The organism is Runella aurantiaca (assembly GCF_003339505.1).
GTDB lineage: Bacteria > Bacteroidota > Bacteroidia > Cytophagales > Spirosomataceae > Runella > Runella aurantiaca.
Genome location: NZ_QPIW01000010.1, coordinates 180182 through 205113, shown reverse-complemented (window position 1 = coordinate 205113; position 24932 = coordinate 180182). Strand labels below are relative to the sequence as shown.

Here is a 24932-nt window from a genome sequence, read left to right as displayed (position 1 = left end):
CTTGGAAAGTCTCACAATGACGATTTTTTTACCTCAAAGGTAAACGTTTTACTTCCTGCCAAACCATTTTCGGACATGCCCTGAATGACTGCTTTGTACGTACCTGGTTGGTCGGATGAATAGAAACTGAGCGATTGCTTACCCTGAGCATCTGTGATGACCTGCGGTGCCCAAAACAATAGGTTCCTAAAATCAGGCGTGCGGCTTTTCAGTTGTTCGGAGGTGTCATAGACGGGTGCATAAAATGTTTTTTTCCCCTGAACGCCTTCGTACGACTGCACCAACGCCAGTGGGTCGAGCGGAAAGCCAGCCAAATCTCCTTTGTAGGTAGAAAAACTCACAATGCCCGAAAACGCCATTGGGCCTAAGTAATAAAGCCCACTAATTACTTCCAGTTTTTTGATTTTTAGCGGGTCAAACGCTATGATTTTATCGGTATCAAATACGGGCACGCCGTCAATCAGCATGAGTGGGTCTTCTTCAAAAAAGACGCTTGGTTGGAGTTTATCAAAGACTAAAAAATAGAATTTTCCGCGACGTTTGCGAACGCCCACACCCGGTACATATTCACGCAAAACCTCTTCTACCGTCGGAAAACGGGTAAAAGCATCTAGGAAATACTTCTCGTCGGGGACGCCGTAAAAAGCCAGCGTGTCGGTTTCTCCCGTTGTGGTTTGCAGAGCAGATTTGGGCAAAAACGCGTTTTGAGCTTGCATATTGATGCTTCTTGTTAGCAAGTGATTCTTCCAGCCAGCATCAAAGGCAAACTGGGGGAGCGAATACGACGAGATTTTATCGGAAAAAGGACTGTTGATTTCGATGCGGTAGGTGCTGTCGTACTGAGTGTTGGTTTGGACAATGATTTCTTTTGGTCCGAAAAAATGCTTTACCTCGTACGAAATCCGACCAGCGGTGTCGCTGCGCGATACAAATAGTTGAGGTCGCTTGCTTGGAGCGGCAAGATACGTGGCAACATACGGGGCTGGTAAGCCTGTTTGGGCATGTACAACCTTGCCCGAAACAAAATGCCCACCCTGCTCAGGGAGGTAGTTATAGACTACTTTCTTATCAATCTCTTCCCAATTGAACCGTCGCCATCCGTGGGTAAGCATCAGGTTATCAAGAGCTTGGTCAGCTTCCTGTCCTGAATTTATAAAATAATAAGAGGGTGACTCAACGGTTCCTTTCAGGTCGGAGGTCAGGGCCAGATACGTATCAATCAGGAGCGGCTCTTCGGTGGGGAGGGAGTCTGCCAAAAACACCGAAACCGACAAATCGGCCACGGTGGGCGTGTTTGATTTGAGGGAAGACGTGAGTTCAAGATTGATTTTTTCGCGTGTATTGTACTGCTTTTTATCGGGCTGGGCCGAGAGAAGGAGCGATTGCGTGGGGCGCTTAAAATAAAGTCGCTCACAAACGGGTTTTTGGTTTGCGTCAAAAATCGTAAGGGCCGTAATACCATCTCCTAAAGTGCTTTTAGGAAGCGTAAAGGTGGCTTTCCCACTGGTAAGAGCCTTCTTTTCCGTCGCTTTCGGAATAGATTTGGTATGCGAGAAGAGGTAAACTTCCGAATCCCCCGTTTGGGTAGGTGCCGAAACCGTGACTTCTAGCGCCAACGTCGATTCTTTGACCTGCATCACATAGCCCTGCGTTTTGATGGTCGGTAGAGTATACGTAAACCATTGTCTTTTTGCATCCAGGAGCAGTACTCGGTAGGCTTCACCTTCTTTGGGCGTAAATGAAAAAGTGCCGATTCCGAACTTCAAAGGTTCAAAATGGGCAACCGTATCATTTTGTTGATTGACGATACTTCCCTTGAATTTTATGCCTTTGCCATCTTGGCCCACGGCCCGAAAGGCTACATTGCTTTCCAGTCCCTGTACCAGATTTCCACCTTCGGGAAACAACTGCAAATCGTAAGCAAGAGTGGGTTTTGGGGGGGACGAAAGGCTAGGTTTGCTGAAAGGATTAACAATGCTGACGGTGGTTTCAAAATAGAAATCGGGACTAAAATTTTTCATCCAGTGGGTATAGCTACGCACCGAATACTGCCCACTTCCGACAAAAGGAGGAATAAAAACCGAGCCGAAACCCTTGCCGCCGTCCAATGCAATTTTTGTTTGTAACACTGGGTTGTGGTCGCGGTCTAGTACTTCCAGATAGGCTACTTTGCTCATATCCAACGGTGTATGCAACGAAGCATCCAGGCAAAAAGTCTTGAACCACATCGTTTCACCCACCAAATACAGCGGTCGGTCAAGGTGGACAAATACTTTTTCCTGCACTGCCTGTTGGTTGTGTTGAGCAAGCCGCTGAGATAGTGATTTGCTTTGTCCAACGCCAAGGGTGGGAGTCAAAAGACTCATCCAAAGTGCTGTTTTTTTTAAGAATGAAGAAGGGTTCATGGAGGCGGAAAAATTTATCATGACAACATTATGGCCAAAAACTTGGACGGGTGGTATTTCCGCCCTTGGTGCGACAATCTCCGCAGCCAGGGTCACCGATGATGTACTCAGGAACCCGGGCACCATCTGCCCAGTATTGCGTAAGAAGAAAACTTTGGGCTTTGATGGCATCCGCAATGCTCAGGGTATCAAGTGGTTGGCACGACTGAGGTCTCCCCAGAGCGGGCGACAAAAAAATGCGTTTTTCTTGCGGTACGCCTGCACTAAAAAAACCAAAAACAAGCTCCTGAGAGTTGGTCGTGCACTTAATGTTTCCGGTGATTTGAGAAGGCTGTGAGTCAAATAACCCGCCCGTTGTTTCGGTGGTTTTGGCGAGCGCGTTCCAATATTCATAGCCTTCCTGCGTCAATCCGAATTGCTTAACGATGATGCTGTATTTGACGAGCAATTTGCCAGCCGAGGCGGGAATGTGGGTGATGGGCGCATCCCGAATCACATCTTGGGTGAGTTTGATGGTGGAGCCAAGCAAAATAGTGGAAGGAGTTTCGGTTCTCCAGCAGGTGTTAATGTTTTGAACGCGGTCAATGATGGCATTATTCTTTATTTCATAGAGCGAATAAAGTGGCATGTTGTACTCCCAAGTTTCTTCAAATTTCCAGCGATAAAAACGTGTTTTATTGAGCGGGTCGTGGGTGTTGATATTGATTTGGAGTGAGCTTCGGTCGGCGGCTATTTTGTACGTAATGCTATCAATCGGTGGCGTTTGTTTGGGGGTTGTATAGTCAGAAAGGAATTCTTTTTTACCCGTAGTTTTAACCCTGATTCGAAAATTTTCGGCGAGGTTAAAAGTTCTGGGGGCCAATCGGTAAAGCCCTTTGCCGATTTCGGTAAACAAAAAAGTGCTGCCTTTGTCGCCCTCCACAATCACTTGGGCGCGTAGCTCGGGTGTAAACGAATTTTTGTTGGAGACCAATTGGGTGTAGGTCAACGTAATGCGGCTACTGTCTTTGCCGCCCGTGTTCAGAAATCCATCGATGACCAAAAAACGGTCGGCCGCCGTAACTTCAGGCGGGGTAAATGGCAAAACGCAGCCGTCCAACATCACCAGACTGACAACCACTGCGATAAGAGATAAGAGGGTTTTCATAAGTATCAATAGCGATGTGGGCTAAAATCTAAAATTGTACGTAACGGTCGGAATCGGTTGCCCGAAAATGGACAGCATGTAGCCTTTTACGACGCCGTTTTGACTTCTAAAATAAACGGAAGAGGGATTTTTACGGCCCAATACGTTGAAGATGGCAAAGGTCCAAGAGCTGTGCGCTAGTTTTTTGATTTTGTGATTTCCTTCAATGTTCATCGAGAAATCAACCCGGTAGTAATCTGGAATTCTGAATTGGTTGCGGTCGGCGTAGTAAATACGCGGCACGCCTTCCAAAATATATTTGCCGATAGGCGGAGTATACGGTCGGCCACTGCTGTAAGTAAAATTGAACGAAAGACTGAACCGGTGCGAAAACTTATAATTGCTGACCAGCGTAAAATCGTGCGGTTTGTCGTAGTTGCTCGGATAATAATTGCCCTTGTTGGGCGCGTCGGAAGAGGTGCGGTCGTTGGCGCGCAACAGTGAGCGGGCGTACGTGTAGCTTACCCAACCGTTGAGTTTACCCGTCAGTTTTTTCAGCATCACTTCAATTCCGTAGGCTTTTCCCGTGGTTGAAATCACGGCGGTTTCAACACGATGATTCAGAATAAGCGAGTCGCCACCTTTGTAGTCCAGAAAATTCTGAATGTTTTTATAATAGGCTTCGACCGAGAGTTCTAGTTTGTTGCCCCGCAAATTACGGTACACGCCTGCGGCCAACTGACTGCCCAATTGCGGCTTAATGTATGAATCACTCAATTTCCAGATGTCGGTTGGTGACATCACCATCGTGTTTGTCAGCAAATGAATGTACTGACGCGTGGTGTTGTAACTGACTTTGACCGAAGTACTGTTGTTAACCAAATACCGCGCCGAAACCCGGTATTCGGGCCCTTGGTAGGTTTTGATGTTTTGGCCTGCGGCGAAGGTTTGGCTACCGTCGCTGTAAATCTTTTCAATCGGGAGGCCGGGCGTATAGGTGTAGACGGTTTTGGGTCCAAGGTAATTGAACAATGAAAAACGAATCCCACCACTCAATGAAAGTCGGGCATTTACGTCAAATCGGTCTTCTAGGTACACGGCACTTTCGATGGCTTGCTCGGATTCCATCACGTCTGAAATCAGTAATGACTCGGGATGTGATGGCCGCAAGGAGCCAGGGTATAGTTTGTAATAAACCGTATTGACCCCAAAATCCAAGGTATGCTGACGATGCAAAAAGTAAGTAAAGTCGGCTTTGACGGTGGACTGGCTGATGTCAAATTTTAAATCAAATGCGGCGGTGGGCACGCGTTGGCTGCCGATGTCGTATTGGTAGCGACTGTAGGCGGTTGTAAAAACGCTGTAAAACTTGGGATTAAACGTATGTTTCCATTTCAACGAAGCCAATTGATTTTGGTATGAATAGGCCGTGTCGCCGAAAAAGCGGAACTTGTCTTTACTCAAATAACCCATCAGCGAAAGGCTGTTTTTTTCGTTAATTTCGTGGTTAACGTGGAGGTTTACGTCATAAAAAGAGGCCGTACTTTGGCTAAACGAAGCATTCTCCAGTTTTTTAAGTACCCAATTGGAATACGTCGAGCGTCCGGCCAAAATGAACGAACTTTTTTCCTTTACAATCGGCCCCTCGATGGCAAAACGCCCCGTCAGGAGGCCGATTCCCCCCGAACCGACGAATTTTTTCTTGTTGCCGTCGCGGCTATTGATTTCCAATACCGACGAAAGCCGCCCTCCGTATTTGGACGGAATGGTACTTTTGTACAGTTCTACTTCCTTAATCACGTCGGGGTTGAAGGCGGAAAAGAACCCAAACAAATGCGAAGGATTGTAGACCACGGCGTCGTTGAAAAGAATGAGGTTTTGGTCGGTAGAGCCCCCGCGAACGTTGAGTCCTACGCTACTTTCGCTGACCGCTTTTACGCCTGGCAAGGTAAGCACTGTACGTAGCAAATCGGTTTCGCCAAACGCCGTCGGTACCTGTTTCATGGTTTTGATATTGAGCTTCACCTGCCCCATTTGAGTTCCTGCGATGTTGACGTCACGGCCAGCGGTGATAGACACTTCTTTCAAGGCCGTTACGCTTTCCTGCATTTCAATGTCGAGTTTACCGTCGCCATACAGCACAATGCGCCGGTAGGTATCGCGCATTCCGATGCTTTTGATTTTTAGCGTTTGCTTTCCGCGCGGAAGGGTCAGCGAAAATAACCCTAGTGCGTCGGTAGAAACCCCCACGGAAGGCGATTCGATATAGACCGCCGCGCCGATGACAGGCTCGCCCGTCACGGCATTCCGGACATACCCCGAAACCGTCGATTTTCCTTCAGTGATGCGCTGTCGTTGGGCGCCGATGTTGTACAGTTTGCTCTCGGCGGTCGATAGCAGCTTGTCTTGTTCTTCCGAAGTGGGCGCTACGTATTGGTTTTGATCCGACTCTTTGTTGGACGTATTCAGGTTAAACAGGTCGTCGGAGAGTTGCGTAATGATTGGTTGCCCCGATGTCACAAACACCCGTTGTTGGTCATCGATTGAAAACTTAAACTCTGTGTCTTTAAATACCTGAACCAACACCGATACCAACGTTTGGTCTTTGACTTGCAGGGTGATTTTGAGGCTGTCGAGTTGCGAGGCGTCATAGTAAAAATAGTGTCCAGTTTGCGCTTCGGCTTCTTTAACAAATTGGCCAAACCGCGCCTCGTTTAAATCCACAGTTAGACGTTTTTCTGCCTTTGTTTGGGCCAACAAAGCCGAAAATGTGAGCGAGAAAAGGAGGGTTGTAAAGAGTAAAGAGTGTTTCATGGGCGTAGCTTATCATACTGAGTGGCCATCTGTACCAGCGCCTGTTCGCGGGCTTTTCGGAAATTGATTCGGTTTTCACGGAGCGCTTTTCGGAGCGCAATTTTACGGTCGTTGTAGAGATTGAGCGCGGCTTTTTTTGAGCGGATTAGATGATATACTCCGTCTTTTTTGATGTAAAAAAAGTTTTTTGGAGGAAAATAAACCGTGACTTTATTGTTCTCAATCTGTTCTTGTCGTTCTTTTATGCGCCGGGCAAGCACTTGCGTTTCTCCGTCGTACAAAAGCTGATAAAACCCCGTAGGTACTTCTACCCCTTTTTCTTCATTTTTCTCTATTCTGATAAAATGATTTTCAGCGACCGAAAAATGGTGAATTCGTTCGCTTTGCAACTGCACCAGCCCTGAGCGCTCGGGATGCCGGGCCACTACGTAGCCTTTTACAATGTCATAAAGCAGGGAAACATTCTCAAACAACTGCCCGTCGTAATACACGGAGCCTTTTTGCCAATCTTCGACCTGAAAAAACTGGTGTTCTTTCGAGCGGCTGTCATAAATATGATAGCGGGGGCCGTTGTATAAATGGGGAGAATAAATAGTTGCCGCTTGATAAAGGGCCAATGGCGAGTTTGTCGCATTTTTAGCAACGGTGCTTGTATCTGCGCCTTGACCTCGACCCAACAAACTCATCCAAAGGGATGCCGTAAGAAGGAATAAAATTTTTTGCATGTGGTGTGAATAATGCAGTTTTAATAAAAATAGAAAGTACTTCAATGATGGATTTTACTCCTTTGATTATCATGGTTTTAAGAGGTGTAAAAGTATTCTTTGCAGCCCGCTTGTAAAGAATACTTTTGCCTTTTTAGCGTATCACTGGCGCCCCTGACAAATACAGCGAATGGCCCCGAAACTGCGGGTTTCGGCGTGCCACTCAAATGCGGCATTGTAGCGATTGTTTTCCCAAAAAAACTTCTGTCGAGGGCGGTTATAATTGCCGGTTTCTGTCATGGTTTCGGCATCGTACAAGCGTCCGTTTACCATTACGTATTTTATGCTTTCACTGTTGCGAAGATTTTCCAACGGATTTTTATCAAGGACCAGCAAGTCAGCTAATTTACCAACTTCTAACGAGCCAATTTCTTTGTCCAAACCCAAGGTTTTAGCAGGGCCGATGGTGGCTTGTTTGAGCGCTTGGAGATTAGATATGCCGCCCTGACCCAGCATCCAGAGTTCCCAATGCGCACCTAAGCCTTGCAGCTGCCCGTGTGCCCCCAAATGAACACTGACGCCCGCATCGGTTAGCTTTTTGGCCGTTTGTGAATTGCCAAAGTGACCAAAATCGTCGTCTGGTAGCATTTCCCGGCGGCGAGAACGGCTGTCGATAATTGAGCGAGGAGTGAAGCGAAGTAAGCGTGATTGCTCCCAAACGTTGGTTTTTTGGTACCAATAATATTCACCCGAAACACTGCCGAAACTCACAATCAGCGTGGGTGTGTAGCCCGTTTTGCTGTTGCTCCATAAAGATACCACATCTTTATAAACGGGGTCAACGGGAATATTGTGCTCGATGGTGGTGTGACCGTCCATAATCATGGTCATGTTGTGGTTGAAGAATGACCCACCTTCTGGAACGACCAACATGCCCAGTTCGCGGGCGGCCTGAATGATTTGCTGGCGCTGATTGCGACGCGGTTGGTTATAGCTTTTGACCGAAAATGCCCCCACTGCTTTCATCCGCCGTAAATGCGAACGGGCATCGTCAAGGCTGTTTACCACGGCTTTAAAATCGCCGTCTGCTCCGTACAAAATAGTTCCTGTGGAGTATATACGTGGCCCAATCATACGCCCCGATTTCACCATCTCCGATTGACTGAAGACCATTTCGGTGTTGGAAGAGGGGTCGTGAACGGTGGTGACGCCATAAGCCAAATTGGCAAAATACGACCACTGCTGTTGCGCCGATTTTTCGTTGCCCGTGCCGATGTGTGCGTGGGCATCAATGATTCCGGGCATCAGGGTTTTTCCAGTGGCGTCAATGACTTTTGCTTCCGCGGGAATTTTGACCTTCCCCGCCGCGCCGAGGGCCACAATTTTGTTGCCTTCAACAACCAGTGTCCCGTTTTTAATTACTTCCAACTGCCCTTCTGCATTTTCTTTCATGGTTAGAATGGTTCCGCCCTTAAAAGCGACCATGCCTTTGGGTACATCGGTCGGTAGTGTGAGCCCAATCGGAATGCCCGTGGAATCAATAGCGGGCAGTTTTTCGGGTGCACCTTCAACAAACAAAAAGCTTTGTTGTACCGAGCGTGTGAAATAATCGGGGCCGATGGTCCAGTGTAGTTTTTGGCTATCGTTGGACCAGTGCAAATAATCGCCAGCGTCGCGCGTGACTTTATAAACAGGAAAGGCTTTGGTATTGCCCGATAAATCAACGGCTTTGCCCGTGGCGGGGAAGGCAGCAATGTAGAGATGAAATAATTCCTGAAACGCAATCCACTTGTTATCGGGACTGGGTACAAACTTGGTGGCGTATTGGGAGCTAAAATGGGTTTGCTCGTCGGTATTGCTGAGGTTTACGCTTTTAAAGGATTTGGTTTGCCCGTCTTCCAGAAAGAAAATGCGGTCGCCAGTGGCGTTGAAGAGTGGCTCTTCGCCGCTGTCGCGGAGCAAGGTTCCTTCGCCGCCAGTGGCGGGCATGAGGTATAATCCGGGTTCTTTGCCGAAGGCGTAGCCCATGTAGCCGTTGCCCGTTCCTTTTCGATATACAATTTTGGAGCCATCGGGCGAGAACGCAGGTGTTTGGTAAAAGCCTTTTTCGGTCGTCAGGGTTTCAACAGAATTGTTGGTCAGATTCAACTTTCGGATGCTGCCCGTCAACGAGTCATTCCAAGTGGTGTAAAGCAAAAACTTCCCGTCGGGGCTGAATGTCGGCTCATATTCAAATACATCGTTAGCGGCAGTGAGGCGCTCGGGCGTGCCGTTGGGCAATGTTTTTTTGTAGAGATAACCCGCCGCGTGAAAAATTAAAGTTTTTTCATCGGGGGAAGTTCGGGCGTGACGAATCATTTTGGATTGGAAGGTCGGTGTAAAGACAGTTTGCGGAAAACGAACTGCTTCCTGTACCGTCAGGCTGGCATTGACCGTAAACGGAATTTCGGTGGCTTTGGCGCTGGCTATGTTGACCCTAAATAATTTGCCTTTTGCCCAAATGACAATGTCTTTGCCGTCGGGTGTCCAGTCGTAGTTGGGATAAAGGCCCATGATGGCCCAGGCTTCCTGCTGGTCTTTGTTCAATTGGTCAAAAACGGGAAATTCTTCGCCCGTTTTTAAGTCATGGATATACAGGACCGACTTGGTGCGCACCCGGCGCACAAACGCCAGTTGCTTGCCATCGGGCGAAATCTGCGGCCGTACCGCACCGCCGGGCCCAGTCACGATATTTTTTAGCGCGCCCGTTTGGCGGTCAAAACGACGAACGACATAAATTTGTCCGTTGGGGTCTTTGTTGTACTGAAAGAAAGGACCCTGGCTCATGTCTTCGCTGAAATATACGTAGCGGCCTTCGGGTGAAACACAGGGCTCGCCCGCGTCTTGTTGGTCATTTTTGCGTTTGGTCAACTGCAATCCTGCCGTACCACCGCTGGCATGATACATCCACATTTCGCCCGCCCCTAATGAGCGAGACGCCGTAAAATGTTTCCGAGCAATAAGATACTGTCCGTCGGGTGTCCAAACGGCATTGTTAAGGAGTCTAAAATCTTCGTTGGAAATTTGTTTCAGGTCTGAGCCGTCGCGTTTCATGGTCCAGATATTGTCGCCGCCGCCTCGGTCGCTGGTAAAAGAAATGCGCTTGCCATCGGGGCTGTAGCGCGGCTGAATCTCCAGCGGCAATCCGCCCACCAGTAGCTTAGCTTCGCCGCCGCCGATTGGCAACGTATAGAGGTCGCCGAGTAGGTCAAAGACGATTTCTTTGCCGTCGGGACTAACGTCGAGGTTCATCCATGTGCCTTCATTGGTGGTGAATTTTACTTCCTTGGAAGGGCCTTGGGGTTTGGATACGTCCCAGGTTTCTTTGGGTTTTTGGGCCATGGCCTGACAAACGGCCAAAGCTGCCGCAAGGGCGAGGGTAGCATTTTTTTTCAAGGGAAAAGGGGCTTGGAATGATGAAATGTGTGCTAAGGATTGGCGAACCAAAGTTTCTCAAAAATAACGTTAAAGTACGGTAATGACAAATGAGAAGACGTAATGGCTTAAACTACTTCTTTTTTGCCCATCTGTTGTGCAATCATACTGCCCACTAGCAATTGTAGCGCATGATAAATCATCAGCGGCAGCAACGCCACGCCCAACGTGACGGGGTTGGGAAACAGCACTTTACCCATCACGGCTCCCTGCACTAACGATTTTTTGGAGCCGCAAAACAACACCGTGATGGTATCTGGGCGGTTGAAGCCAAGCCAACGACTGACCAAAAGCATGATTCCGAACATGACAGCAAAAAACAATAACATCCAAAGGCCCAGCCCCACGATTTCACCGAAGGATTGGTTGCTAAACATGTTGTTGGCAAACGATTCGCAAAAAGAAGTGTAGACAATCAACAAAATAATGAATTGGTCAAACATCCGCAGTGTACCGTTGTAGCGCTCGGTCCATTTGCCCCATTTTTTGTGCAGGAAAAAACCAAGGATAACAGGTAATAACACTTCTAAACATAGGCGAAGGATGATGGATGAGATGTCGAAATTAGCGTCCTGTTTTTCCAGTAACTGACTCATCCACAGTGGTGTAATAAAAATGCCGATGATACTGGAAACACTGGCGTTGAAAATAGCAGCGGGTAGATTGCCGCCCGCAATCGCCACCATCACCACCGAAGAAGAGACGGTGGAAGGCAGCGTCGCTAAATAAAAGATACCCAACCACGTCAACGAAGAAGTATCAACGTTGAAGGCTTCTCCAATACCAAGAATAATGAGTGGAAACAACACAAAAGTGGTCAATTGAATCACCAAGTGAAGTTTCCAGTTGCTCAAGCCACTTTTTAGTTTTTCAGGATTGAGTTTTAGGCCGTAAAAAAAGAAGATAACTGATACGCCATATTCGGTGATGTCGGGCAAGTGTAAAGGGCTTTGTTCGGTGCCGAAGGCCGGAAAAAAATAGGCCAATGCTATCATTCCAAGCAACGCGAAGAAAAATCCGTTGATGCCGACTTTTGCCAATAACTGAATCATTCGTATTCTATTTATCAATCGGTACAAAGTTAATCCGATAACGCAAATAAGTATGAACGAACCTTTAGAATGGAAAGAATCAGTGAAAACAATCGGAGATTACGTAAGAATAGGTCACTTTTAGCGAATTAGTGTTCAAAAACCAATTTTTTATCCCAATAAATACATCGAACAAAACCAATTTTTTAGTGAAAAAATTATATTTTTGTTGTAAACCCTAAATCTTTACAAACGATGAAAACAACGGTAATTTCTAACGGGTCGGAGCTGAAAACAGTCGTAGATTATTTTTATCAATGGGAAAAAACGCAGCCAGACAAGGTTTTTTTGCGTCAGCCTTTTGGTAAAAAATTCAAAGACTTTACGTGGGCTGAAACGGGAGAGCAGGTAAGGCGATTGGCTGGATACCTTGTTTCGCTGGGGTTAGAGCCACAAAGCAACATCGGGCTGGTTTCAAAAAACTGTGCAGAATGGATTATTGCCGACCTCGCCATCATGATGTCTGGGCATGTTTCGGTGCCGTTTTATCCCACCCTTACGGGCGAGCAGTTAAATCAAGTGTTAACTCATAGCGGTTGTCAGGTGCTTTTTGTTGGAAAAATCGATAATTGGCAGGGAATGAAAAAGGGAATTCCTACAGGTGTAAGCTGTATTTCTTTTCCAACGTATAATCCTGACCCTGAGCATGTACAGTGGGATGATATCCTTGCTTACAGCAAACCGATGACTGAGTCGCCCCGACCGAAGTTAGATGATTTATTCTCCATTGTATATACTTCTGGTACCACAGGCAATCCCAAAGGAGTAATGCTTACGTACAAAGCGATGGCCAAGGTCATGCACGTCACCCAAGATATGATGCTCTATCATTTGCCCGAGACCCGTTTTTTTTCGTATTTGCCCCTATGTCATATTGCCGAGCGGAATGTGGTGGCAGTAACGGCCGTAGGCACGGGAGGGACTATTTACTTCGCAGAGTCATTGGATACTTTTGCGGCGAACCTAGCTGCTGCACAGCCTACGCATTTTTTTGCAGTGCCACGCATCTGGACTAAATTCCAATTGGGAATTTTGGCAAAAATGCCCCAGAAAAAGCTCGATATGTTGCTCAAAATCCCTATTCTGAGTGGCATTATCAAGAAAAAAATCCGTAAAGGGTTGGGGCTTAATGAAGCGAAGTTTATTTTGACGGCGGCGGCTCCGATGCCGGTGTCATTGATTACGTGGTTTCGCCGTCTGGGAATAAAAATTCAAGAAGCGTACGGAATGACCGAAAACATGGGCGCAGTATGTATGGCCCCCGCCGATGCGCCCAAGGATGGAACCGTAGGAAAGCTGTATCCAGGGGTAGAAGTAAAAATAATGCCCGATACGGGCGAAATCCTGACGCGCGCTGAATGGAACATGATAGGCTATTATAAAGAACCCCAAATGACTTCGGAAACCATCGATGACGAAGGATGGATTCATACGGGGGATGTGGGCGAAATTGACAGTGAAGGCTATATCAAAATTACGGGTCGGGTAAAAGAAATGTACAAAACTTCTAAAGGTGAATACGTGGCACCTTCACAGATAGAATTTGGATTTGCGGACAATAAGCTGATTGAACAAATCTGCGTAGTGGGCCAAAGTTTACCGCAGCCCATTGCTTTGGTGGTTTTGTCCGAAATTGCTCGGGCCGTTGAACGCGACGCCGTCACTCAAAGTCTAGCCGCTACACTCTCGGATGTGAACCCCAAACTTAAATCTTACGAGCGTGTACAAAAGATTGTCGTAATGAGAGAAGCTTGGACGGTCGATAACAATATGTTGACACCCACCATGAAAACCAAGCGCAATGTGATTGAAAAAACCTATGGCCAAATGATGGAGCCTTGGTATGAAGGAAAAGAGAATGTCATTTGGGAATAATTGGTGAACTGGCTTGAAGGTCGTGAGCCAGCCCTTTAAAGTCGTAGCCCTCAATCTATTTTTTTCAAGAGGTTATCGGTTCTCAAAGGCATTGAGTTGCAGGTAGAAAGAAACCAGAAGTAGGGAGGGGAAAAGTACTTTTTTGTGGTATGCCGAATTATCTCAAGCAAGGATGTTGCCTTTTTGCTATTTTTAAGGCAAAAAAACGACACCATGTCTAAACCCCAAGGACTCCTTACTATTGACCAACTACGCGAAGCTGTAGACCAACAAACCATTGAAACCATTATTGTAGCCTTTACTGACCATTACGGGCGGCTCGTCGGAAAACGTTTCGACGCTGATTTTTTTGTCGATGATATTTATAAACACGGCACCCACGGCTGCAATTACCTCCTCACCACCGATATGGCGATGGACCCAGTGCCAGGGTTTTCGTTTGCCAACTGGGAACTCGGCTACGGTGATTTTCATTTAGTGCCCGATCTTTCTACGCTGCGGGTAGCGGCGTGGCTTGACCGCACCGCGATGATTATCTGCGATGTTAAAAACGAAAAATCGCACCAATATGTTGACATAGCGCCCCGTTCAATCCTGAGAAAACAGCTTGATAAAGCCGCTCAACACGGGTTTGACGTGCTGGCCGCTTCCGAGTTGGAATATTATCTGTTTGAAAACAGTTTTCGCGAAGCGCACGAAACGGGTTTCGCGCAACTGCGCGCTGTAGGCTGGTACATCGAAGATTACCATATTTTGCAAGGTACCCGTACCGAGCCGTTCAACGCGGCGGCGCGGCGTTATTTGAAGCAATCGGGCGTGCCCGTTGAAAACTCCAAAGGAGAATGGGGCTTGGGTCAACACGAGCTCAATGTACGCTACGCCGAAATACTAGACATGGCCGACCGCCACGTGGTGTACAAACAATGTCTCAAAGAAGTGGCCGATGCCATGGGTTGGAGTATTACGTTTATGGCCAAATTTGCCGCCGACCGCGCGGGTTCTAGTTGCCATATTCACATCAGTTTGTGGAAAGATGGCGAAACGGCCTTTGCAGGCGACAATACGCTGGGGCCCGTTCAGTGTTCAGATACATTCCGTTGGTTTTTAGGGGGTTGCATTGCTCATGCCCCCGATGTTATGGTATTTTATGCCCCAACCATCAACTCATACAAGCGCTATGTAGATGGTTCGTGGGCCCCTACGCGTCTGGCGTGGAGTTATGACAATCGCACTGCTGGTTTTAGGGTAGTGGGTCAAGGCAAAAGCCTACGGATTGAGTGCCGGATTCCGGGGGCGGACTGTAATCCTTATCTAGCTTTTGCGGGATTGTTGGCGTGTGGATTGGAAGGAATTGAAAAGCAGATTGAGCCACCAGCCATTTTTGAGGGTGATATCTATGCCGCGGCGCATTTGCCGAGGGTTCCGTACACCTTGGCTGAGTCCATTGCGATTTTCTCCAATAGCGAGTTTGCCAAGCGGAGTTTTGGGCCCGAAGTAGTGGAGCATTACACGCATTTTTATAAAACAGAGCAGGCCGCTTACAATGCATCGGTGACCGACTGGGAACGGAAACGGTATTTTGAACAGATTTAAGGGGTTAGAAAGAGTTGCTAAGTGAATTTTTAAATTTTTTCTTGAAATAATTCATTTAATCAATTTATCTACTACTTTTGCAACGATTATTTCTAAACCTCTACTACAAATACTTAAAAAAGCCTTCTGCATTGCGCAGAAGGTTTTTTTATTTTTACGCAGAAAATAACTTTCGCTGCTTTTCTTGCGTTGTATTCTACGTAATATTGCACATCATTCATTAATCAACTCTTTTTAGCAAAATGACAACTAAATTTCTCCGCAATGCATTTGCAATAGCATTGGCCGCAGGTTCGTTGCAGGCTATGGCACAATTTACGCAGGCTCCACTTCCGTACGCATCGGATGCTCTTGAGCCCAATATTGACAAGACTACCATGGAAATCCATTATGGACGTCACCATAAAGCCTATATCGACAACTTGAACAAGGCCGTGGCGGGTAAACCAGAAGAAAAATTGACGCCTGATGCGCTGGTAAAAGGAATTACGAAAGAAACTGCTCCCGCAGTGCGCAATAACGGTGGGGGACATTGGAATCACACCTTCTTTTGGAGCATCATGGGGCCCGGCAAAGGCGGCGCGCCCAAAGGAGCATTGGCCGATGCCATTACCAAAGATTTTGGTTCATTGGACGAATTCAAAAAGAAATTTAAAGAAGCAGGTACTACCCGTTTTGGTTCAGGATGGGCGTGGTTGATTGTAAAAGATAAAAAATTGGTGGTCACCTCTACGCCAAACCAAGACAATCCATTGATGCCCGTAGCTGATGTACAAGGCGCGCCGATTTTGGGGGTTGATGTGTGGGAGCACGCATATTATCTTAAGTATCAAAACAAACGTCCCGACTATCTAGACGCTTTTTGGAATGTCGTGAATTGGGATAAAGTAGCCGAATTGTATGCGGCAGCGATGAAGTAAAGACTTGATTTTATCTGTCATATAAAAAAAGAGAATGCCCTGCGGCATTCTCTTTTTTTATATAGTTGATTTGGTAATCTATTCTTTACTAGGTACTTGTGTGCTAGTGTTGTCATTTGTTGGGGGAAGGGCTTCCAAGGCAGATTCTGGCGTTTCTTCTTCCAATGTTGAAGTAGGCTCGGTGACATCTTGTGTTGGGATTACCTCCGTTTCTGATGCGGGTGTTTCGGTTTCGCCTTCGGATGCAACGATTGATGCAACCTCGGTAATTTCATCCGTTTTCGGAGCCTCTTCAATCTCTTCGTGCTCATCCAAACGCGGGAAAAAAGTGCCCTGAAACATCAAAATGATACAGACACCGATAAAAATACAGGCGTCGGCAAAGTTGAAAATAGGCGTTGTGTAGTATTGCCCCCCCCAAACAGGAACCCAATCAGGTACAAAACCTTCCCAAAAATCAATGAATACCATGTCAATAACCTGGCCGTGAAACCACGGAGTGGGAGAGCCGTAAGGGGCATTGTCGATAAGCACTCCGTAAAAAATACTGTCAATCAAGTTGCCGATGGCTCCCGCCAAAATCATGGCCATAGCCCAGAGGAGTCCGTTGGAGGCTCCTTTTTGGGCAAGGCGCAACATATAGCCAGCAATAAAAATCATGGCTCCCAGCCTGAATACCGTCAGAAACAACTTGCCGTATTCGTGGTCAATTTGCATCCCAAACGCCATGCCCGGGTTGGTTACGTAATACAGCTTGAACCAATCTCCGATGAGTCTAATTTGCCCAGCAAATCCCGGAGACATATACTGGTGTACGAGCAATTTTGAAGCTTGATCTACACTGATAAGCAACAGGGCGAACAAAAAGAATTTGAGAGGGCCTTTGGGGGATTGAGTCATGGAATGGGGATTAATGAACAACTTTCATGGTGTGGCGACGACCCACTTCACGTTTGATAAGCAAAAACTCGCGGCTGCTTTGTCCCGCAATGGATTTATTTTCTTCGGCACGACGGAACAAATATGGCATAACCGTCTCAACGGGGCCATAAGGTACGTATTTGGCTACGTTATAACCTGCATTGGCCAAATTGTAGGAAATATTGTCGCTCATTCCGAGCAACTGCGCAAACCATACGTGCGGGTCGTTGTGCGGAATGTTGAGTTTTTGCATTAATTCGATACAGTAAAAACAACTGCTTTCGTTATGGGTTCCCAAACAAATAAAAATCACGTCACGGTTTTCGAGGGCAAACAAAATGGATTTGTTGTAGTCGCAGTCGGTGTCTTCTTTGGTAGCGTGGATTGGGTCTTGGTATTCGCTTTCGTAGGCGCGTTGGCGTTCTTTTTCGAAGTAGGCACCTCTTACCAATTTAGCTCCTAGAAAATACCCGTCTACTTTTGCTTCGTGAGTGGCTTTTTTCAGATTTTCCAGCATATCGCGGCGGTACATCTGGAATGTATTGTAGACGATGGGCTTTTTGGTGTTGTATTTTTGCATTGCCTTGTACGCCAGTTGATCAATTACATCCTGAATCCAGCTTTCTTCGGCATCGACAAAAATTTTGACATCCAGATCGTGGGCTTTTTGGCATAATTGGTCCACGCGTTGTTTGAGGCGTTCAAAAGCAACTTGCTCGTTGGAAGTAAGGGGCTCTCCCGCCTGAATTTTCTCCATCAGAGGGGTTGAACCAATCCCCGTTACCTTAAAAACTGAAAACGGAATCCCTTCGGTTTGGCTCGCTTTTTCGATAGTTAGCAGAATTTCGCTAGCAGTTTTATCAAAACTCTGCTCATTGTCTTCTCCCTCAACCGAATAGTCTAAAATTGTTCCAATTTTAGACTTTGCCAAATTATCTATGGTTTTGTTGCACTCTTTTATATTTTCACCTCCACAAAATTGGCCAAATAAAGTTGCTTTTATGAGGTTTTTGACGGGAAGTCGTAACAAAAGCGCGAGTTTTATAAAAAAAGTTCCTAATTTTACAAGCCAAGGTTGATTCATTAATGCAAATAGCCAGTAAGTTTTCTTTAACTGGAAATTTGACTTTGATGAGAATGCAACCGAAGTGTCATCAAACGAAACCCCTACTTGGGGGGAAGCAACACTTATAGACATAATTTTAACGTGCGTTTGTTGTTATAACAATAAAACAAATGCAAAATTACAAAAGTTGTCCTTAGCTATCAAATTGTTAATATCAGATTGTTGTACTTAATTAATTTTTTTAATTTTTCTCGATTATGAGTGCCACCTTAGAAATTTTACCAATGAGTTCGTGGGTTGATACGGGAGGGAAACCACTCGTCATTGCAGGCCCATGCAGTGCCGAAACTGAAGAGCAGGTTTGGGAAACCGCGACCCAGATTAAAGCATTAGGATATGCAAACGTACTGCGCGCGGGCGTGTGGAAACCACGTACCCGTCCTGGAAGCTTTGAAGGAATGGGCGAGGCTGCGTTGCCTTGGCTTGCTGCCGTAAAAAAAGAAACTGGTTTGCCGATTGCTGTTGAAGTAGCTACTCCTCAGCACGTTGAACTTGCTCTTAAATACGGAATTGATATTTTGTGGATTGGAGCCCGTACCACCGTTAACCCGTTCAATGTTCAAGATTTGGCGGATGCGTTGCAAGGGGTGGATGTGCCTGTGTTGATCAAAAACCCAGTCAATCCAGACTTGGCATTGTGGATTGGAGCATTTGAGCGTATTAACCGTGCTGGCATCAAAAAACTCGGAGCTATTCACCGTGGTTTTTCGAATGCGCAGGAAACAAAATACCGCAACTCTCCCATGTGGAATATTGCCATCGAACTCAAAACGATGTTTCCAGAGTTGCCCATGATTGGTGACCCTAGCCACATGGCCGGAAAACGTGCGTATTTGTTCGAAATTGCACAACGGGCGTTAGATTTAAACTACGATGGTCTCATCATTGAGTCACACTGCAACCCAGACAAAGCGTGGTCGGATGCGGCTCAACAATTGACGCCAGCTGCTTTGGGCGAAATGCTGCACGAACTGCACGTTCGTAAGCCCGAGTACGGCACAGATTATATCAATCAGTTGGAACAACTACGCAGTAAACTCGATAATCTTGACCGTGAACTACTAGAGATTTTGGGCACGCGTATGTCGTTAGTGGAGCAGTTGGGTGAATACAAGCGTGATAACAACGTGGCCGTTTTGCAAATGGATCGTTGGAGACAACTTCGTAAAAACCGCGCCGATTTGGGTAAGCAAATGAATTTGTACCCTGATTTTGTGGAAGAGTTGTTTGAACTGATTCACATGGCTTCTATCCGTAAGCAAACAGAAGTAATGAACACGACGCCGGCTGCTTAGTTTCAGTTTAGGCACGATTGATTGTCATACCACGAGGCCGCCCCAATTGGGCGGCCTTATTTTTTGAAAGAAATAGATTGAACTAAGAGTGCTACTCGGTTTTGATACTGTCAACAGGATTCATGAGAGCGGCTTGGATAGCTTGGTAGGTGACCGTCAGAAAAGAAATAAAAATGATGATGAATGCCGTGTAGCCAAAAATGTTCCATGATATTTGGATTCGATAGGCAAAACCCTGCAACCATTTGTCCATGAAATAGAATGCAATCGGCGAGGCAACAATCACCGAAATAAAAGAGAGCTTTAAAAAATTCTTGGACAACAATGCAACAATACTCATGACCGAAGCACCCAATACTTTGCGAATACCAATCTCTTTGGTGCGTTGTTGAGCAGCCAAGTGCGTTAATCCAAATAAACCCATCCCGCAGAGTAACATCGAAAGAAGCGTGGCGAAGCCTATGATTTTTTGCCATCGTTGTTCTTGGATATAATCTCGATTGTTGAGCTCATCCATAAAACTATACTCATACACGGCATTCGGAAGGGCTTTTCGATAGATTTTTTCAAAGGCTTTGATGGCTTCCTGCTGCCGATTTTTGTCAATTTTAAGCCAAATACCGCCGTGATACACATCGTTTGTGGTCATAACCAAAGGAGAGATTCGATTGCGAAGTGACCCGAAATGAAAGTCCTTGACGACGCCCACAATTCGGGCGGGTGATTTGATAAAAAAATCTTCCGTTTTTATCAAGGCTCCAATAGGGTTTGCCAATGCTGACGCTTTTACAAACGCTTCATTGACAATGACTTCCTGGTTGCTGGATAAATTTCGTCCTTCTTTTAGACGAATGCCCAACACCGAGAAATAATTTTGGTCAATATTTTGGTAGCTGCTTTTCACCGTGCGTTGATTGACTTTGGCTTTGTAATTACTGCCCCGATCTTCGCCAAATGAAATCTGTACAATAGACGGTTCTTTGGCTACTTCGTTTTTGATAAATTCAGCAAAGGGTTTGGTCTCTCGGTTGCCGCTGATGTACGAACGAATGACTTGGTAAGGGTTGTACCCCAAATCCTTGGTGCGGACGTAGTTCATTTGTTGGTAAAAAACAATAGAAGCAATCAGCAAAATAGCCGCCAATGCAAATTGAAGAACCACCAAACTTTGTCCCAAAAAACCGCCTCCTGAAAGCTTCTGCTTACTGTATAAAACCTCGGCGGGTTTAAAATTGGAAAGCATATAGGCAGGGTATAAGCCGGACAGTAAAATGTTGACCAACAATACGATGATAAAAGAAAATATAAGTCTCCACTCAAAAATTTCCCCAATTTCAATTTGCTTATTTGCCAATTCATTGAATATTGGAAGTAAGATTAACATAAAAACAAGTGCCAAAAGAAAGGCTGTTACGCATAAAATAGCTGATTCGCCCAAAAATTGGATAATAATTTGGCTTTGATGACTGCCCGTCACTTTGCGAATTCCTACTTCTTTGGCGCGTTTGAGCGAACTAGCAATGCTGATATTGACAAAATTGATGCTCGCCATCAATAAAATAAAAATGGCAATGCCCAGAAAAACATACGAATAAAGTGGATTGCTGTAATTAATGGCCCCTCCTTCACCACCTGTATTTAAGTGATTTAGGTGAATGTCAGTAATAGGTTGCAAGCCATAATTTGTTTCAGGATTGTGGCCATTTTCCTTGATTTGCTCCTGGGCATGTTGGGCGTGAACTTGGTTAAATTTTTTGATAACCAATGCCTTATCCGCTTTAGGGTTCAATACTACAAACGTTCCGAGGTAAGCATTTAACCAAGCAGTATCCTCAAAACTCAACTGCATAAAGCTAAAAGGATGCAGTACATCAAACTGAATCGAAGAGTTTTTAGGAGGATTTTCCACAACGCCTGAAACGACCAACGGTTTGCCCAAACGATCGGCAGACGGATCGGCTTCCATGTGCAAAATTTTGCCGACTACGTTGGTTGAGTTGAAAAATTTGAGCGCTGTTTTTTCCGTAATAACGACCGAGCCAACGTCTTTCAACACTGTTTTAGGATTGCCATGAATCAACTTAAAACTAAAGACATTGAAGAAGTTATCGTCAGCAAAAAGCAATTGAAGTTTAAATGCTTTTCGGTCGGTGCGAATGTCTCCAAAAATGGCTCCGCCCATTACCCTTACGTACTCTTCCATTTCGGGTATTGCCGCTTTGAAAGCAGGTCCTTGTACTTGTCCCGTCCCTCCTGAGGTTTGAGGGTCTTCTCCTTTAGCAGCAATTAACGTAGTGGTAATTCGGTACAAATCAGGGCTTTTTTGATGAAATGTATCGAAATTATGTTCATCTCGAATGTATAAAATAGCCAACAATACACAGGTGAGACCAAAAGCCAGACCAATGACGTTGATACTTGAATACAGTCGATTTTGCCAAAGGTGGCGCAACGCGATTTTGAAATAATTGCGTAACATATAAACAAAAAGTCGTTTTCTGAGTAGCTTAAATGTTCTCTAAATGGCTGACTTCGAGCCGATACCCAACGCCGTGTACCGCCGCGATTTTTAGCGAAGTATCTTCCTGAAGCAGCTTCCGCAGGCGCGACACAAAAACATCAATGCTGCGTCCTACCGTAACACCTTCATCTTCCCAAACCGATTTAAGAATAAAATCTCGTTCCAAAACCTGATTTTGGTGTTTGATGAACAAGTGCAGCAATTTAGCTTCTCGGAAGGTGAGATTATGTTGTGTATTGGCTGTATATAATAGTTGGTTATCCAAATCCATACTTGATTCGCCGAAATGCAACCGCGTAGATTTTTCAATGGTCTGTTCCTCAGGAATTTCAATAAGCGGAGTAAGGGGCGCTTTTCTTCGTGAAAATACAACATACGAAATGCCGATAAAGGCAACCCCTAACCCTAATGTCCACCAAACCGGGCTGGATTTTGGGCTGTTTTCAGGGGCAGAGAATGTTACTTTTACATTGTAACAGCCCACTATCTGATCACGCCCGATGCAGGCAACTTCTTTGCTTTTGGAATAATCCAGAAAATTGTATCCCAGTTGCAACTCGTTGGTTTTGCAGTCTATGACTGCTACATCGTAGTTGTTTTTGATGCCATGCAGGTCAAACGACTCTTGTAGCGCAACTGGTAACTGGCTGTAATCGAATGACTTACTTAGCTGTAGCACAAAAGTGCCATCATCTAATTTCCTGACCGCAGGGATGCGGGAAGTGGAATCGCCGCTTGCCAACAACAGGCGGTGGCCTGTGCGGCGAAGCGCGAGGTTCGTCTTTTCTTCAAATCGTTGCGAGTTGGTGGCATCAGTGTCAGGAGTTATCCAGGCAAACTGCCCAAACAGTAAGCTGATTGCTAAAAACGAAGCCACGATTGCCAATTTCCCTACCATGATTTCCATAAGTTCTTTATCAAATTTAGCAGAAATAGCTTATAATTTCGTAAAATACTACCAAGGCCCTTTCTTTTTCACCTGATAAAAGCGTTTGCCATCAAAACGATAGAGTCCTTGCCCCGTACCCCACCACATATTTCCTGACCTGTCTTGATACATACTTTGAACACAACAATTAAGTCCGTCGGCTACTGTAAACGCGGTAAATGCTTTGGGATTTGGTAAGGGAACGGAAGGGTCAAACCGCGTAGTACTGCCTCGGGCTGTAATCCAAATGATACCCGACTGTTCAATAATGAGTCCCCAAAATTCAGTTCCGCCTAATCCGTCTTTGGCGGTATATTCTGTAAAAGATTTGCCATCAAATTTACAAATACCGTTTTTCATGGTAAACCACATATTTCCGGCTTTATCCTGTGTTATGCCTCCGGCATAGTTTTCCCCTAAACCTTCCTTTTCATTGAAGTTTACAATCGTTTTTCTATCAAATCGAAAAACCCCTTTATTCGAAGAAGCAAACCAAATGTTTCCACTTCTGTCTTCCATGATGCCTGCAACGTTTATAGGAGGAAGTTCCTTAAATAATGAAAAAGGTTGACCACCTGTGCTATCGGCAGCCGGGTCATATTGGTAAACGCCGCCGTGGGTGCCTACCCAAATAGCACCCGATTTGTCAACAAGAATCCCTTTTCGAGTTATATCAAGATGGTTTAGCCCATCTTTTTGACTATAATTTTTAAATGTTTTTCCGTTGTACTTATACACTCCTTGGTCAGTGCCAAACCACATATTGCCATCTTTATCTTCATTGATAGCATACACAGTGTTGTTAATAAAACCATCTGGATTGGAAAAGTAAGTCAACGTTTTTTGGTCATACCTCACTACGCCTTCTGCTATGGTGCCAAACCATAAATTCCCTTTCGAATCCTGAAAAATACTTCGGATATATTGACTGACTAAGGTAGTGTCAAAATCAGGGGCTAAAGCGGCGGACTTAAAGTTTTTTATTACCGTTGGAATTGGTTTTGACGCATCGGTTGTCTTCCTCGGCTGACCATTGCAAGAGTTTAGAAATATCCCCACCAAAAGCCAGTTATAAATCAGGTTGCGAAACGCATATTTTGCCATTTTTCTTTGTTTTTTGCTGCAAAAATGTTCATAAAAAGCACTTATTTCTGACCGGCTGCACTTTTAAAGTCCGTGAGAGTCTTTCCATCATAACGGTAACGGTCACCTCCAATCCAAATACTTTCATCATTAGCCCATAACATCCCAAAAGGCAGATTCCTATGCCCTTCATATTTTGTCTTTATTACTGTTACATGTGGCTTTTTATCAGACAATGACTGTTCATCAAAACGGAAAATAGGCCCACCTATACTGGTCAAAACGTTTCCCTTTTTATCTTCGATTATAACACCAGCACCAACCTCATCGATTTGGCTAAAGGAACTGCCGTCATAGCGCCAAAGACCATCGGCGCCGAACCAGATATTGTCTTTTTTGTCTTTAATCATAGACCATACGTTACTGAAAGTTTTGCCGTCTTTATCGGTGAGAGTGGTAAATGATTTTCCATCATAAATGGAAATATCACCCCGTGATCCAAACCAAATTTTGCCTGTTTTGTCTTCAACAATAGCGTGAACATCATTATTGGACAGTCCATCCGCAGTTGTAAAATTTCGAAACGATTTACCATCATAGCGGCTTACACCACCTGCAGTGCCAAGCCAAATAATGCCGGATTTATCTTCATAAATAGGCATAACAGAATTATCGGCAAGTCCATCTCTTGTTGTAAAATTTTGAAAGGATTTTCCATTATAATAAAAAACACCTGAGCCATACGTGCCGAACCAAAAATTTCCCTTTCTATCTTCAAAAACAGAAAAAAAAGGCTCTGAGATCAGTTGGCCTGTGATTTTGGTAAACGATTTTCCACCTGCCCGTCTGGGATCGTATCGAAAAACCCCATCGCTCGCTGCAAACCAAATATCCCCATTTCTATCTTGCTCAATATCCCAAATGTTAGAAGTGAGTGTGTCTGTGGTTTCAGACTTGATATTATCTTTTGATGTGTTTGTTTGGTCTTGTCCACAGGAGGTGTGAAAAACAAACATCAAGAACAAAGCATATACGTGTGCGTATTTCATAATTTAT

Annotated in this window: 16 protein-coding genes; 4 read left to right on the top strand and 12 right to left on the bottom strand. The window is 45.4% G+C overall.

Annotated elements, in window-relative coordinates; genetic code table 11:
• Positions 1 to 11: 11 nt before the first annotated feature.
• From DVG78_RS14400 to DVG78_RS14375, 6 genes are all read right to left on the bottom strand, one after another.
• Positions 12 to 2366, bottom strand: a complete 2355-nt coding sequence (locus DVG78_RS14400; protein ID WP_199563257.1) for a hypothetical protein — start codon at positions 2364 to 2366, stop codon at positions 12 to 14.
• A gap of 67 nt (positions 2367 to 2433) precedes the next feature.
• Positions 2434 to 3552: a DUF4249 domain-containing protein gene (locus DVG78_RS14395; protein ID WP_114461756.1), complete on the bottom strand. Its 1119-nt coding sequence runs from the start codon at positions 3550 to 3552 to the stop codon at positions 2434 to 2436.
• Positions 3553 to 3573: 21 nt separating this feature from the next.
• Complete coding sequence (locus DVG78_RS14390) at positions 3574 to 6345, bottom strand: TonB-dependent receptor (RefSeq protein WP_114461755.1); 2772 nt, start codon at positions 6343 to 6345, stop codon at positions 3574 to 3576.
• Positions 6342 to 7070, bottom strand: coding sequence for a hypothetical protein (locus DVG78_RS14385; RefSeq protein WP_114461754.1), 729 nt, complete (start codon positions 7068 to 7070; stop codon positions 6342 to 6344). Before DVG78_RS14385 ends, DVG78_RS14390 begins: the two co-directional genes overlap by 4 nt.
• 141 nt (positions 7071 to 7211) lie before the next feature.
• Positions 7212 to 10430, bottom strand: coding sequence for an amidohydrolase family protein (locus DVG78_RS14380; protein ID WP_229598232.1), 3219 nt, complete (start codon positions 10428 to 10430; stop codon positions 7212 to 7214).
• A 161-nt stretch (positions 10431 to 10591) separates the two neighbouring features.
• Positions 10592 to 11575 (bottom strand): bile acid:sodium symporter family protein, encoded by a 984-nt coding sequence (locus DVG78_RS14375; protein ID WP_114461752.1) that lies wholly within the window; start codon positions 11573 to 11575, stop codon positions 10592 to 10594.
• A gap of 234 nt (positions 11576 to 11809) precedes the next feature.
• On the opposite strand from DVG78_RS14375, the gene DVG78_RS14370 reads away from it, so the two are divergent.
• The 3 genes from DVG78_RS14370 (at position 11810) to DVG78_RS14360 (ending at position 16002) form a co-directional block, all read left to right on the top strand.
• The gene (locus tag DVG78_RS14370; protein ID WP_114461751.1) at positions 11810 to 13489 is read left to right on the top strand and encodes an AMP-binding protein; all 1680 of its coding nucleotides are present in this window, start codon (positions 11810 to 11812) and stop codon (positions 13487 to 13489) included.
• Between the two features lie 213 nt (positions 13490 to 13702).
• On the top strand, positions 13703 to 15082 hold the full coding sequence (locus tag DVG78_RS14365; RefSeq protein ID WP_199563256.1) for a glutamine synthetase family protein: 1380 nt from the start codon (positions 13703 to 13705) through the stop codon (positions 15080 to 15082).
• Between the two features lie 242 nt (positions 15083 to 15324).
• On the top strand, positions 15325 to 16002 hold the full coding sequence (locus DVG78_RS14360) for a superoxide dismutase (protein ID WP_114461750.1): 678 nt from the start codon (positions 15325 to 15327) through the stop codon (positions 16000 to 16002).
• Positions 16003 to 16080: 78 nt separating this feature from the next.
• Here the strand turns inward: DVG78_RS14360 and DVG78_RS14355 are convergent, their stop codons facing one another.
• Together DVG78_RS14355 and DVG78_RS14350 are read right to left on the bottom strand one after the other, a co-directional pair.
• Positions 16081 to 16902, bottom strand: coding sequence for a lipoprotein signal peptidase (locus DVG78_RS14355; RefSeq protein WP_114461749.1), 822 nt, complete (start codon positions 16900 to 16902; stop codon positions 16081 to 16083).
• Positions 16903 to 16912: 10 nt separating this feature from the next.
• Positions 16913 to 18121 carry a proline dehydrogenase family protein gene (locus DVG78_RS14350; RefSeq protein WP_114461748.1) on the bottom strand — a complete coding sequence of 403 codons (1209 nt, stop codon included), beginning with the start codon at positions 18119 to 18121 and terminating at the stop codon, positions 16913 to 16915.
• Between the two features lie 125 nt (positions 18122 to 18246).
• On the opposite strand from DVG78_RS14350, the gene DVG78_RS14345 reads away from it, so the two are divergent.
• On the top strand, positions 18247 to 19344 hold the full coding sequence (locus tag DVG78_RS14345; RefSeq protein ID WP_114461747.1) for a chorismate mutase: 1098 nt from the start codon (positions 18247 to 18249) through the stop codon (positions 19342 to 19344).
• 91 nt (positions 19345 to 19435) lie between these two features.
• Here the strand turns inward: DVG78_RS14345 and DVG78_RS14340 are convergent, their stop codons facing one another.
• The 4 genes from DVG78_RS14340 to DVG78_RS14325 are packed head-to-tail and all read right to left on the bottom strand — an operon-like array spanning position 19436 to position 24925.
• Positions 19436 to 21823: an ABC transporter permease gene (locus DVG78_RS14340; RefSeq protein ID WP_114461746.1), complete on the bottom strand. Its 2388-nt coding sequence runs from the start codon at positions 21821 to 21823 to the stop codon at positions 19436 to 19438.
• Between the two features lie 28 nt (positions 21824 to 21851).
• A complete protein-coding gene (locus DVG78_RS14335) occupies positions 21852 to 22772 on the bottom strand; it encodes a winged helix-turn-helix domain-containing protein (protein WP_229598231.1) in 921 nt (306 codons plus the stop codon).
• Between the two features lie 48 nt (positions 22773 to 22820).
• Positions 22821 to 23897, bottom strand: coding sequence for a ligand-binding sensor domain-containing protein (locus DVG78_RS14330; RefSeq protein WP_114461745.1), 1077 nt, complete (start codon positions 23895 to 23897; stop codon positions 22821 to 22823).
• 41 nt (positions 23898 to 23938) lie between these two features.
• Entirely contained in the window at positions 23939 to 24925 is a 987-nt protein-coding gene (locus DVG78_RS14325) for a ligand-binding sensor domain-containing protein (protein ID WP_114461744.1), read from the bottom strand.
• Positions 24926 to 24932: the final 7 nt, after the last annotated feature.